At 70.3% G+C, this 12,881-nt stretch carries 8 protein-coding genes; 2 read left to right on the forward strand and 6 right to left on the reverse strand.

Translation table 11 applies throughout. The features are described 5' to 3' along the window. Nucleotides 1–11: 11 nt before the first annotated feature. From ABFX36_RS07890 to prpD, 4 genes are read right to left on the reverse strand one after another with little or no spacing between them, the layout of a single operon-like run. Complete coding sequence (locus ABFX36_RS07890; RefSeq protein ID WP_346075793.1) at nucleotides 12–3,404, reverse strand: pyruvate carboxylase; 3,393 nt, start codon at nucleotides 3,402–3,404, stop codon at nucleotides 12–14. Then, a complete protein-coding gene (locus ABFX36_RS07895; protein WP_006896492.1) occupies nucleotides 3,401–4,573 on the reverse strand; it encodes a bifunctional 2-methylcitrate synthase/citrate synthase in 1,173 nt (390 codons plus the stop codon). Before ABFX36_RS07895 ends, ABFX36_RS07890 begins: the two co-directional genes overlap by 4 nt. After that, the gene (gene prpB, locus ABFX36_RS07900; RefSeq protein WP_045538799.1) at nucleotides 4,570–5,499 is read right to left on the reverse strand and encodes a methylisocitrate lyase; all 930 of its coding nucleotides are present in this window, start codon (nucleotides 5,497–5,499) and stop codon (nucleotides 4,570–4,572) included. The genes ABFX36_RS07895 and prpB overlap by 4 nt, the downstream gene beginning before the upstream one ends. 1 nt (nucleotide 5,500) lies before the next feature. Further along, nucleotides 5,501–7,003 (reverse strand): 2-methylcitrate dehydratase PrpD, encoded by a 1,503-nt coding sequence (gene prpD, locus ABFX36_RS07905; RefSeq protein WP_006896494.1) that lies wholly within the window; start codon nucleotides 7,001–7,003, stop codon nucleotides 5,501–5,503. 118 nt (nucleotides 7,004–7,121) lie between these two features. Between prpD and ABFX36_RS07910 the strand changes: the two genes are divergently transcribed. Then, nucleotides 7,122–8,528, forward strand: a complete 1,407-nt coding sequence (locus ABFX36_RS07910; protein ID WP_006896495.1) for a short-chain fatty acyl-CoA regulator family protein — start codon at nucleotides 7,122–7,124, stop codon at nucleotides 8,526–8,528. 55 nt (nucleotides 8,529–8,583) lie between these two features. Here the strand turns inward: ABFX36_RS07910 and ABFX36_RS07915 are convergent, their stop codons facing one another. Continuing rightward, nucleotides 8,584–10,752 (reverse strand): MMPL family transporter, encoded by a 2,169-nt coding sequence (locus ABFX36_RS07915; protein WP_346075797.1) that lies wholly within the window; start codon nucleotides 10,750–10,752, stop codon nucleotides 8,584–8,586. Between the two features lie 98 nt (nucleotides 10,753–10,850). Here ABFX36_RS07915 and ABFX36_RS07920 point away from each other — a divergent pair, with 98 nt between their 5' ends. After that, the gene (locus ABFX36_RS07920; protein WP_006896497.1) at nucleotides 10,851–11,111 is read left to right on the forward strand and encodes a metal-sensitive transcriptional regulator; all 261 of its coding nucleotides are present in this window, start codon (nucleotides 10,851–10,853) and stop codon (nucleotides 11,109–11,111) included. Between the two features lie 7 nt (nucleotides 11,112–11,118). Here ABFX36_RS07920 and ABFX36_RS07925 read toward each other — a convergent pair whose 3' ends face one another. Beyond that, on the reverse strand, nucleotides 11,119–12,786 hold the full coding sequence (locus tag ABFX36_RS07925; RefSeq protein WP_062367539.1) for a PucR family transcriptional regulator: 1,668 nt from the start codon (nucleotides 12,784–12,786) through the stop codon (nucleotides 11,119–11,121). Between the last annotated feature and the right edge of the window lie 95 nt (nucleotides 12,787–12,881).

Raw genomic sequence — 12,881 nt, forward strand, 5'->3', positions numbered from 1 at the left:
CCCGAGGGCGGCTAACCGATCACCACGAGCAGGTCGCCGGGCGCCACCTCGGCGACCGCGTCGACGGCGACCCGCTCGACCACCCCACCGACGGGCGCGGTGATGGAGGCCTCCAACTTCATCGCCTCGATCGTCGCCACGGTCGATCCCGCGGTGACGCTGTCGCCCTCGGCCACGGTGACGGTGACGACGCCGGCGAAAGGCGCTCCGATCTGGCGCGGATCACTGCGGTCGGCGCGTTCGGCGACAGCTGCCGACGGCTCCACCGACCGGTCCTGGGCCGGCACCGGCCGCAGTGTCCCGTTCACCGTGAACAACACGGTGCGGCGGCCGAGGTCGTCGGGTTCGCCGACCGCTTCGAGACCGACGAGCATCTCGGTGCCGGGACCCAGTCGGACGCGATGCTCCTCGCCGGGCCGCAGACCGTAGAAGAACTCCGTCGCCGACAGCCGCGAGGTGTCGCCGAACGTCGCCCGATGGTCGCCGAACTCGGCCGCCGGACCGGGGAACAGCAGCCGGTCCAGAACCCGCCGCCTGCGCGGCCCGGATCGGGTGAGCGCCTCGCGATCGTCGGCCGCGAGGGCGGCGGTCGGCGGCGTGTGGGTCCGGCCCGCGAGGGCCTGCGTGCGCAACGGTTCCGGCCAACCGCCGGCGGGCTCTCCGAGATCGCCGGCGAGGAAGCCGATCACCGAGTCGGGGACATCGTGCGATGCGGGGTCGGCGGCGAACTCGGCAGCGGTGATCTGCTGCGCCACCAGCGACAGGGCGAGATCGCCGACCACCTTCGACGACGGCGTCACCTTGATCGGCCGCCGCAACAGTGCGTCGGCGTCGGCGTAGGCCCGTTCCACCTCCTCGAAGCGGTGGCCGACGCCGAGGGAGATGGCCTGCTGCCGCAGATTCGACAGCTGTCCCCCGGGGATCTCGTGTTCGTAGACGCGTCCGGTCGCGGCTCCCACCCCGGACTCGAACGGCGCGTACACGCGGCGCACCGCCTCCCAGTAGGGCTCCAGGGAGCACACGCTGCGAAGATCCAGCCCGGTGTCGTGTTCGCCGTTCTCCAGCGCCGCCACCACCGCCGAGAGCGATGGCTGGCTGGTGGTGCCCGACAGCGGAGCGCTGGCGGCGTCGACCGCGTCTGCTCCCGCGGCGATCGCCGCGAGATAGGTGGCGACCTGACCGCCCGCGGTGTCGTGGGTGTGGACGTGGATCGGGATGTCGAACTCCCGGCGCAACGCGCCGACCAGGGCGGTCGCGGCACGCGGACGAAGCAGACCGGCCATGTCCTTGATCGCGAGCACGTGGGCGCCGGCGTCGACCACCTGCTCGGCCAGACGCACGTAGTAGTCGAGGGTGTACAGATCTTCACTCGGATCCGACAGGTCGCCGCTGTAGCTCAACGCCACCTCGGCCACCGCCGTCCCCGTCTCGCGTACCGCGTCGATGGCGGGCCGCATGGCTTCGACGCTGTTGAGCGCATCGAAGATCCGGAACACGTCGATGCCCGTGGCCGCCGCCTCCGCGACGAAGCCGCGGCACACATCGTCCGGATACCGGGTGTAGCCCACGGTGTTGGCACCGCGGAGCAGCATCTGCAGGCAGACGTTCGGCAACCCCTCCCGGAGTCGTTCGAGCCGCTCCCAGGGATCTTCCTTCAGGAAGCGGAGCGCTACGTCGTAGGTGGCACCGCCCCAGCACTCCACCGACCACAGCTGCGGGGTCAGTGCCGCCACGTACGGTGCGACGGCGTCGAGGGCGCTGGTGCGCAGCCGGGTGGCGAGCAGCGACTGATGGGCGTCGCGGAAGGTGGTGTCGGTGATCGCGACGGCGGACTGAGTCCGCAGCGACTCGGCGAACCGGTCCGGCCCCAGACTCAGCAGACGCTGCCGTGAGCCCGCGGGCGGCCGCGCCAGCAGGCTCGCCGGGACGGCGGGCAGTTTGGAGGTGGGACGGACGGTCGACGGCGCCTCACCGTGCGGCCGGTTCACCGTCACGTCGGCCAGATACGCCAGCAGCTTGCCGACGTCGTCGCCCGGTGCGTGCCCGGTGAGCAGTTCCGGATGGTCGTCGATGAACGAGGTGGTGGTCCCGCCCGCGAGGAAGTCGTCGTTCTCCAGGACCGCGCGGAGGAACCCGATGTTGGTGGTGACGCCGCGGATCGAGAACTCGGCCAGCGCCCGCCGGGCCCGCGCGGCCGCGGTCGCGAAATCGCGGCCCCGGCAGGTGAGTTTGACGAGCATCGAGTCGAAGTGGCCGGTCACCTCGCTGCCCAGAGCGGCGGCGCCGTCGAGCCGGACCCCCGCCCCGCCGGGCGCGCGGTAGTCGCGGACGCGGCCGGTCTGCGGCCGGAAGCCGTCGGCGGGATCCTCGGTGGTGATGCGGCATTGCAGCGCCGCACCGCGGACGGTGATCGCGTCCTGGTGCAGCCCCATCCCGGCGAGCGAGGCACCGCCGGCGATCTGCAGCTGGGCCGACACCAGATCCACCTCGACCACCTCTTCGGTGATCGTGTGCTCCACCTGAATCCGCGGGTTCATCTCGATGAAGTAGTGCCGGCCGCGTTCGTCGAGCAGGAACTCGACGGTGCCCGCACAGGTGTACCCGATGTGCCGGGCGAAGGCGACGGCGTCGCGGCAGATGCGGTTGCGCACCTGGGGGTCCAGGCCCACGGCGGGGGCGATCTCGATGACCTTCTGATGCCGCCGCTGCAGGCTGCAGTCCCGCTCGTACAGGTGCACCACGTCACCGCCGGCGTCGGCCAGGATCTGTACCTCGATGTGTCGCGGTCGCACCACCGCCTGCTCCAGGAACACCGTGGGATCGCCGAATGCCGCATGGGCTTCCCGGCCCGCCGCCGTCACCGCATCGGCGAGATCCTCGATCCGTTCCACCCTTCGCATCCCGCGGCCCCCGCCGCCGGCCACCGCCTTGACGAATACCGGGAACGTCAGCTCGGCCGCCGCCGCTACCAGCTCGTCGGGGTCGGATGACGGCGCCGACCCGGCGAGCACGGCCAGGCCCGCCTCGCGGGCGGCCTGAACCGAGCGCTTCTTGTCGCCGGTGAGGTCGAGCACCGCGGCCGACGGTCCGACGAAGACGAGTCCGTTCTCGTCGCACGCGCGGGCCAGTCCGGCGTTCTCCGAGAGGAAGCCGTAGCCCGGGTACACCGCGTCGGCCCCCGATCTCAGCGCCGCCCCGATCACCTCGTCGACTGACAGATAGGCCTTGACCGGGTGGCCGGGCGTGCCGATCTGATACGACTCGTCGGCCTTGAATCGGTGGATGCCGCCGCGGTCCTCGTGCGGGAACACGGCCACCGTTCCGAGGCCGAGGTCGCGGGCCGCACGGAAGGCCCGGACCGCGATCTCGCCTCGGTTGGCGACCAGGATCTTCGAGATGCTCACGCCGGAACGGACCTCTGCTGCGGGCCCGAGTACGCGGACAGCGGACGGATCAGGGCGTTCGACTCGGTCTGCTCGATGATGTGGGCCGTCCACCCGGTGATGCGGCTCATCACGAACAGCGGCGTGAACATCGGGATGTCGAAACCCATGAGGAAGTACGCCGGTCCGGTCGGGAAGTCGAGGTTCGGCCGGATCCCGGTCCGCGAGACCATCTCCTCTTCGAGCTCGGCGTAGATGGCGAGCCATCTGGATTGACCGAGGTGTTCGGAGACCTCCCGCAGCGCGCGGTACATGGTGGGCACCCGGGAGTCTCCCCGCTTGTAGACGCGATGGCCGAAACCCATCACCTTCTCTCCGGCGGACAGCTTCGCGTCGAGCCAGGCGCGCGCCCGCTCGGGGCGGTCGATCTCGATCATGTCGTGCATCACGGCCTCGTTGGCGCCGCCGTGCAGCGGTCCCTTCAACGCGCCGATCGCCGCGGTCACCGCGCTGTAGATGTCCGATCCGGTCGAGGTCACGACGCGGGCAGCGAAGGTGGAGGCGTTGAAGCTGTGTTCGGCGTAGAGCACCATCGACTTCTCGAAGGCCCGGACGACCACCGGATCGGGCACCTCTCCGAAGCACATGTTCAGGAAGTTCTCCGCGTAGCCGAGACCGTGGTGCGGGGCGATCGGGTCCAGTCCCCTCCTGCGTCGCAGGTCGGCGGCGACGATGGTGGGCAGCACCGCGAACATCCGCTGAGCCTTGTCGAGCAGTGACGCGGGTGCGGCGACGTCCTCGTCGGGGTCCTCGGTGCCGAGATAGCTGATCATCGTCCGGACCACGTCCATCGGGTGGCAGGTCTCGGGAGTGCGGGCGAGCACCGCCTGTGCCGATCGGTCCAGACGCCGGGCGGCGCGCTCGCGCTGGGTGAACTGTTGCAGCTGATGATCCCCCGGCAGCTCGCCGTACCAGAGCAGGTACGCGACCTGCTCCATCGAGCACTTCTCCGCGAGTTCCTGCACCGGATAGCCGCGATAGGTGAGCGAGTTGGTCTCCGGGACCACTTTCGAGATCGCGGTGGTGTCCACGACGACACCGGCCAATCCCTTGTATATGGCGTCGGTGTATATGGCGTCGGTCCCGCTCGTCCGTGCGGCCGCGGACTGCGCGGTGGGCGTGTCGGTCATTTCTGAACCCCCGGTCGGGTGAAGGTGAACAGCTGGTTGTCGAAGGCGTTGTAGTCGGCGTATCGGAGGAACTCGTAGAGGCGGGCGCGGTGCTGCATGCCGTCGAGGAGCCCCCGCTGCGTGCCGGTCGAGGAGAGTTCGCCGAGACCGGCCTCGACGGCACCCATCGCGATCCGGAGAGTGGTGACCGGATAGATCACCGCGTTGTAGCCGAGATCCCGGAGTTGCTGTGCGGTGAGCAGTTCCGACTTGCCGAACTCGGTCATGTTCGCCAGCAGCGGCGCGTCGACCGCCGCGCGGAAACGCTCGAACTCGGCGGCGGTGGCCAGGGCCTCGGTGAAGATGAGGTCGGCTCCGGCGTCGACGTACGCCTTCGCTCGGTCGATCGCCGCATCGAGGCCCTCGACGCCGCGGGCGTCGGTGCGGGCGCACACGATGAAGTTCTCGTCGCGGCGGGCTCCGACCGCGGCTCCCAGCCTGCGCAGCATGTCGTCGACCGGGACCACCTCCTTGCCGTCGAGGTGTCCGCAGCGTTTGGGGTTCACCTGGTCCTCGAGGTGGCAGCCGGACAGCCCGGCGTCCTCGAGCGTCGCGACGGTCCGGGCCGCACTCATCGGCTCGCCGAACCCGGTGTCGGCGTCGATGAGCGTCGGCAGGTCGGTGGCTCGCGCGGTCGCTCCGCCGCGCGCGGCGACCTCGGTGAGGGTGGTGAGGCCGATGTCGGGCAGCCCCAGGTCGGCGGCCAGCGCGGCGCCCGAGACGTACACGCCCTCGAATCCGGCGTCGGCCACCATCTTGGCCACCAACGGTGAGAACGCGCCCGGCCAGCGCTGGAGTTCGCCGGAGTTCAGGGCGTCGCGCAGGCCGCGCCGCTTGTCGGCGTCGCTGCGGCCGGAGGAGAAGACGCTTCCGGAAGTGGCGGTCATCTCAGAGGATTCCCTTCCCGGTCTCCGGCGCGGACGCCAGCACGTCCGGCAGGACGCGGACGTTGAGGGCGTCGAGACCGCCGGCGGGCAGGTCCGCGAGGCCGGTCGCCGCCGCGACGAAGCGTTCCTGCTCGGCGGGGTCGATCACGCCCTCGGCCATGCGCGCGAACTTCGCCAGATACTGGTCGCGGGCGAATGGACGGGCGCCGAGCGGGTGGGCGTCGGCGACGGCCAGTTCGTCCTCGATCACCTCGCCGCTCGCGAGGGTGATGACGGCGCGGGCGCCGAAGGCCTTCTCGTTCGGGTCGGTGGAGTGGTAGCGGCGCGTCCACTCCGGGTCCTCGACGGTGGAGATCTTGCGCCACAGTTCCACCGTGTCCGGGCGGGCGGCGCGCTCGGGCGCGTACGAGCGTTCGTGGTCCCATTCACCGTCCTGGAGCGCGACGGCGAAGATGTACATGACCGAGTGATCGAGCGTCTCACGGCTCGCGGTCGGGTCGAACTTCTGCGGGTCGTTCGACCCGGTGCCGATCACGTAGTGGGTGTGGTGGCTGGTGTGCAGCACGATCGACGCGATCTGCGAGGGGTCGCCGACCCGGTCGCGCATCCGCCGGGCCAGGTCGATCGGCGCCTGGCTCTGGTACTCGGCCGAGTGCTCCTTGGTGTAGCTATCGAGGATGGCCCGCTTGGCCTCACCCGGCGCAGGCAGGGGCACCGTGTAGCGCGCCTCGGGCCCACCGAGCATCCAGGCGATCACACCGTCTTCGCCCTCCCAGATCGGCGACGGCGCCCCCTCGCCGCGCATCGCCCGGTCGACTGCCTCGACCGCGATCTTGCCCGCATGGGCCGGGGCGTACGCCTTCCAACTGGAGATGAGTCCCTTGCGGGACTGCCGCGTGGCGGTGGTCAGGTGCAGGGCCTGGCCGACGGCCTGGTAGATCGTCGGCACATCGAGCCGCAGCATGGTGCCGAGACCGGCCGCGACCGACGGACCGAGGTGCGCGACGTGGTCGATCTTGTGCTCGTGCAGGCACATGCCCTTCACGAGATCGATCTGGATCTCGTACGCGGTGGCCAGTCCGCGGATCAGATCGGCGCCGTCGGCGCCCACTCGCTGCCCCACCGCCACCAGGGCGGGGATGTTGTCGCCGGGGTGCGAGTACTCGGCGGCCAGGAAGGTGTCGTGGAAGTCCAGCTCACGCACCGCGACGCCGTTGGCCCAGGCCGCCCACTCCGGTGCGTACGAGCCGTCGACGCCGAAGACCGTGGAGCCGCCGGCGACCGGCCTGGTCTGCGCCTGCCTGCGCGCGCTCACGACCGGTCGCCGCACCACCGACGCGGCGCTCACGGCCGCGTTGTCGATGATGCGGTTGACGATCATCTCGGCGGTCTCGTCGGGCACACCGACGGGGTCGGCGGCCACCTGAGCGATCTTGTACGCGAGATGCTCGCTCAACGGAAACTCTTCGGCGCTGCGGCGGGTGCGGACTTCGTGATTGATCATGTTCGCACCGTACGCAGGCGCTCTCGTCTCGCGAAAGGCCTGGCAAATGCGTATTTCTGCGGATCTTTCAGGACTATGTTGCGAATCTTGCGGATACCGTGCCGGATACAGTTGGCGCATGGCCAAGACCTATGTGGGCGGCCGGCTCCGCCGGCTGCGCGAGGAGCTCGGGCTGTCGCAGGCGGCGCTCGCCCGGCGGCTGGACCTGTCCACCACGTACGTCAATCAGCTCGAGAACGACCAACGCCCGATCACCGTCCCGGTGCTGCTCACCATCACCTCCGCGTTCGACCTCGCGCCGGACTTCTTCTCCGCGTCCGGCGACGCCCGCCTCGCCGCCGACCTGGCCGACGCGATCCTCGAGCAGGGAGAGAAGGTGAGCCGGACCGAGGTGGCTGAGATGGTGGCGCGCATGCCGCAGATCGGCCGCGCCCTGGTCGGCATGCACCGTCGGCTGGCGGCGGCGACCGCCGAGCTGGAGACGCTCCGAGCGCGGACCGGTGACGGCTCCACCGAACCCCACATCACCCCGTTCGAGCAGGTCCGCGACTATTTCTACGACCGCCGCAACTACATCGCCGAGCTCGACCTGGCCGCCGAGCGACTCTTCGCCGACGCCGGCCTGTCCGTCGGCGGGCTGGATCTGCAGCTGGCCGACCTGTTGGAACACCGGTTCGGCGTCCGCGTCACGATCGCGCCCGCCGAGCGCGGCACCGGACCCAAGCGCGTATTCGACGAGGAGTCGGCGACGGTGACGCTCGCGCGGCGACTGTCGGCGGGCCAGCGCGCCTTCCAACTCGCCACGCAGCTCGCACTGCTCTCGCAACGCCCGCAGATCGATCGGCTGGTGGCCTCCGCGGACAGCCTCGACGACGCCTCGATACCCGTGGCGCGCGTGGGCCTCGCGAACTACTTCGCAGGTGCGCTGGTTCTCCCCTACGGCGAATTCGCCGCTGCCGCACGTGAACTCCGCTACGACGTCGACCTCTTGAGTCGGCGGTTCGAGGTCGGCTTCGAGACCGTCTGCCACCGCCTGTCCACCCTGCAACGCCCCGGCGACCGCGGAGTTCCGTTCATCTTCGTCCGTGTCGACAAGGCCGGGAACATCTCCAAGCGTCAGTCGGCGACCGCGTTCCACTTCTCCCGGGTGGGCGGCAGCTGTCCGCTGTGGGTGGTCCACGACGCCTTCGCCACGCCCGGCCGGGTGCGGACCCAGGTGTCGCAGATGCCGGACGGCCGCAGCTACTTCTGGCTGGCGCGGACCATCGACTCGCATTCGGGCGGCCACCTCGCGACGCCGTCCGACTTCGCGATCGGCCTGGGCTGCGATCTCGCACACGCCGACGAACTGATCTATTCGACCGGAGTCGACCTCGCCGAGGACCGCACGATGGTGCCGATCGGCGCCGGCTGCAAGGTGTGTCCGCGGCCGGACTGCTCGCAGCGCGCCTTCCCGATGCTGGGCCGCGGCATCCACATCGACGAACGGATCAGCGACTCGATCCCGTACCGCCGGTCGGAGTGAACCGGGGCGGTACGGGACCGCAGCCGTGCGGATCGACCGATGTCGGTGGAGTCGATCAGTCGTGAGCGAAGCTCACGGTCGGGAGCACCTTCCGCAGCCAGGCCGGCGTCCACCAGGCCGCCCGTCCGGTCAGCCGCAGCAGCACCGGCAGCAGCACCAGCCGGATCAGGAAGGCGTCCAGCAGCACCGCGACGCCGAGGATCACTCCCATCTCCTTGGGAGGCAGCGGTCCGGACAGGGCGAAGGTGAAGAACACCGCCACCATGACTCCGCCCGCGGCGAAGATCACCCGCCCCGAGTGCGCCACCGCGCCCACCATCGCCGACCTCGCATCGCCGTCACGTTCCCAGTGCTCCTTGGCGGAGGCGAGCAGGAACACCGTGTAGTCCATCGCGATGGCGAAGATCATCGCGAAGAAGAACACCGGCGCCCAGGCGTCCAGGAAGCCCTGCGACTCGAAGCCGAACAGTCCGGCACCGAGTCCGTCCTGGAACACCAACCGCGCCACGCCGAACGCCGCCGCGGTCGAGAGGAGACTGACCAGCGTTCCGAGGAAGGAGATGAGCGGCGCCGCCAGCGCGAACAGCAGTAGCAGGAATCCGAGCGTCAAGACCACCGCGATCACCACCGGAGTGCTCCGGTCGAGTTTCGCCTTCAGGTCCAGATTCTCTACGGCGGCACCGCCCACGAGCACCCCGGCGGGCAGGCCGGCGCGCAACCGGTCGACGGTCTGCGCCAGTTCCGGGTCCGACGGATCGACGGTCGGCACGGCCTGGATCATCCGGTAGTCGACGCCGTCGGACGGTGCGGCCGGCGGGGTCGCGGCCGCGATTCCCGGATCGTCCGCCAGCACCGTGCGCGCCTCGTCGGCGACCGCCGCGGGTGCGATGACGGTCAGCATGCCCGGCGCTCCCGGACCGAAAGCCTCCTGCACGCGGTGGTAGCCGACGCGGGCACTGGCGTCTTCCGGGAGCACCTTGATCGACGGCATGGCGGTGGTCAGGCCCACCAGCGGGATCGCCAGGACCACCAGGATCGCCAGGGCCGCCGCTCCCCACCGCAGCGGGTGCCGCCACAGTCGTTGCGCCCACGCCTCGAACCGCGGCGAACGGTGTTCGCCCGCCTTGACCCACGGCAGCGGCAGTTTGTCGATGCGGTGATCGAGCTTCGAGAGCACCAGTGGCAACAGGGTGAGGGTGGCCGCGAGGATGAACACGACCGAGATCATGATCCCGCCCGCCATCGACCGGAACGACGGTGACGGCACCAGCATCACGGCGGACAGCGACACCAGCACGGTCGCGCCCGAGAGCAGGACCGCCTTGCCCGCCGTATCCATGGTCTGAGCGATCGCGGCCCGCATCGGCAGTCGCTGTCCCATCCGTGCCGCCCGGAACCGGACGACGAGGAACAGCGCGTAGTCGATGCCCAGGGCGAGGGAGAACATCATCGCGAAGTTCATCGCCCAGATCGACACCGGGACAACGGCGTTCACCAGCACCAGAATTCCCGCCGACGCGACGAGACCGGCGATCGTCAGCAGCAGCGGCAGCCCGGCGGCGACGAGCGCACCGAACGCCACCACCAGGATGAAGAGCGTCACCGGGAATGAGATCATCTCGGAGGTCAGCATCGCCTCGAGGTTGGCCTTGTTGAAATCCGACCACATCACCGACGCACCCGTGGGCGCCACCTGAACGCCGTCGCGTGAGAGGGCCTCGAGTGGCGGCGACAGATCGGTCGCCGCGCGCACCATCTCGTTGGTGTCCGCGCCCGCACCGCCGATCACGATCGCCGTCCGGCCGTCGGCGGAGAGGGTGGCCCCCGGCGTCGGCTCGATCACCTGGCTGATCCGTCCGTCGGCGCGCAGGATGTCGCCGACAGCGGCGATCACCTCCGGCCCATCACCCTCGGTGAGGGACCGCTGGCCCGTCACGACCACCTGGATGGCCGACGACGCGTTCCCGCCGAAGTGCGCGACCGCTAGATCGCGGGCCGCGACCGAGTCGGACCCCTGTGCCTGCCAGCCGGCGCCGGAGAGACTCTTCTCCACCGACGGTGCGAAGACGCCGAGCCCGATGACGATCAGGATCCACGCCGCCGCGACCAAGCGGCCGTGGGCACTCACCCAGACGCCGAGCCGACCGAGCGGCCCGGGCCGCGGCTCCACCGCGCCCACGGACGCGGCGGACGCCCGCGTCGGTTCCAGTTCTTCACTTCTCATGTCATTCGTCCTCCTCCATATCCCCCTGGGGGGTTAGTGGGAGACCGTACATCCCCCCAGGGGGTTATGCAATAATCGAGGCGACGAGAGGAGTCGACATGCAACTACCCGACGAGAAGCTCAAACCGGTGCTCACGCGGCTGCGACGCGCCCATGGCCATCTGGCGACCGTGATCCGCATGCTCGAAGAGGGTGCCGAATGCGAGGATGCCCTGACCCAGCTCGCCGCGGTCGACAAGGCGCTGGCGCGCAGCGGCTACGCCCTGGTCTCCACGGGCCTGATCCACTGCATCAGCACCGAGGGCCCGGACAGCGTCGATCAGGCCAAGATGGAGAAGCTGTTCCTGTCGTTCGCCTGAGAGCGGATCAGCGACGGACGGCGGTGCGGAGCAGCGCGAGCTGGATGGTGGTGAGGAGCCGGTCGTCCCGGTCCTCCAGGCGCAGGCCCGAGAGCTGCTGGGCCCGCTCGATCCGATAGCGCAGGGTGTTCGCGTGCACGCCCACCGCGGCGGCCGCATCGCGCACGTTGCCGTGCGCGTCGAGATAGGCCTGGACGGTCGCCACCAGGTCGGCGGAGTGCTTGCGGTCGTAGTCCGCCAGCGCGGCCACCCGCGGGTCCAGGAGGTCCTCGCGCGCGGCGACCACGTCGAGGATCTCGCCGAGCAGAACCGCGGTCCGTGATTCGGCCAGACTCGTCACCCGCGCTGCACCCGGAGCCGATGCGGTGGCCGTGAGCACCCGGTCCACTTCGGCCCGCCCGGCAGGAACGTCGGCCAGCCCGGCGAGCGGGCTGACCACCGCGGCGTGCAGCACCGCGCCCGCCAGGGCCGCGTCCCCGTCGAACTTCGTGACGAGTCCGCCGACCCAACGCATGATCGCGGCCGTGTTGACCGCCGGCAGCAGCAGGTACGCGCGACCGTCGAGCACCGTGGTGACGGCCGCGGCGGCGAAGGCGCTGGCGTGCAGCCGGAGTGCACCGCCGACTGCGGCCATCGCGTCCTCGTAGACGGCCTGGTCGCCGCCGGTGGGCGCGATCCCGATCACCGCGACGGCCTCGTCCACCGGCCACCGCAGGTACGCGCCCGCCGACGAGACGTCGATGCCCCCGTGCGCACCGAACAGACGCTGCACCAACTGGCCCTCCGTGGACGGCGCACGCATCTCCCGGGTCAGGATGCGCGCGGCGATGGCGGCGGCCCCGCGCATCACGTCGGCGGAGTCGTCGGCCAGCGGTCGGGCACCCTCCTGCACCCAGATGGAGCCGAGATGCCTGCCGGATCGGGCGTGGACGCCGACGACGAGGCGGCGGCGCATGGCCTGTTCCGGATGCTCGGGCACGTCGACCACCTCGCCGCCGCGGCGGATCGCGTCGAACACACCCCAGCGACGAAGCAGATCCAAGTACGCGGGCGGCCCGGCCCGACCGAGGATCGTCTGCACCCGCAGGTCGTCGGCCTCGCCCTTCGACGGCGAGTACGCGAGGACCCGCGCACTGGTCGCGTCCTCGATGGACACCAGTCCCCCGGTACCGTTCGCGACCAGCGCCACCAGACCGAAGAGATCGACGTCGACGGGCGGCGTCAGGTCCGCGGGGTCATCGTCCCGGACCCGGTCCAGACATCCCTGCACCGTCGTCAGCACCCGGTCCCACCGCGCCCGGGCATCGACCACCACCACGGCCACCCCCGCCCGCGCGGCGACCTCTGCCAACCCGGACGGATTCGCCTTGGTGAAGACCACACGCGGCCCCTCGACGGGCCTCCCCTCCGTGTGGCGCCCTCGCATCCACTCGAGGACCGCGCCGGTGCCGAGTCCCACCAGAAGCACCGCGTCCGTCGGCGCATCGAGACCGCCGGCCAGATCGTCGGCATCGATCATCGACACCGAGGTGATCCGCCGTTCCGGATCGGCGTCGGCGAGGACGTGTGCCACGGCGGTGTCGAGGGCCGAGACGACGTCTCGGAGGAGCACCGACGGATGCGTCGCCGACACCTCGTCGCTCGTCGCTCCGGAATCCTCGTCACCAGTGGTCATGGCAGTAGAGTCTGTCAGGTCAGCTGGAGAATCGTACAAGAAACCACGTGATCGTTCGTAGTATTGTCCGACGACCGCCGCGGCCCGCCGACGTG

This window comes from Gordonia cholesterolivorans (assembly GCF_039531975.1).
In the GTDB taxonomy this organism is placed as follows: Bacteria; Actinomycetota; Actinomycetes; order Mycobacteriales; family Mycobacteriaceae; genus Gordonia; species Gordonia sihwensis.

Bases quoted from the DNA above. Each gene is read 5' to 3' on its own strand.
- ABFX36_RS07895 (WP_006896492.1), bottom strand. From the start codon at position 4,573: ATGACCGACACGCCCACCGCGCAGTCCGCGGCCGCACGGACGAGCGGG.
- prpB (WP_045538799.1), bottom strand. From the start codon at position 5,499: ATGACCGCCACTTCCGGAAGCGTCTTCTCCTCCGGCCGCAGCGACGCC.
- prpD (WP_006896494.1), bottom strand. From the start codon at position 7,003: ATGATCAATCACGAAGTCCGCACCCGCCGCAGCGCCGAAGAGTTTCCG.
- ABFX36_RS07910 (WP_006896495.1), top strand. From the start codon at position 7,122: ATGGCCAAGACCTATGTGGGCGGCCGGCTCCGCCGGCTGCGCGAGGAG.
- ABFX36_RS07915 (WP_346075797.1), bottom strand. From the start codon at position 10,752: ATGAGAAGTGAAGAACTGGAACCGACGCGGGCGTCCGCCGCGTCCGTG.
- ABFX36_RS07920 (WP_006896497.1), top strand. From the start codon at position 10,851: ATGCAACTACCCGACGAGAAGCTCAAACCGGTGCTCACGCGGCTGCGA.
- ABFX36_RS07925 (WP_062367539.1), bottom strand. From the start codon at position 12,786: ATGACCACTGGTGACGAGGATTCCGGAGCGACGAGCGACGAGGTGTCG.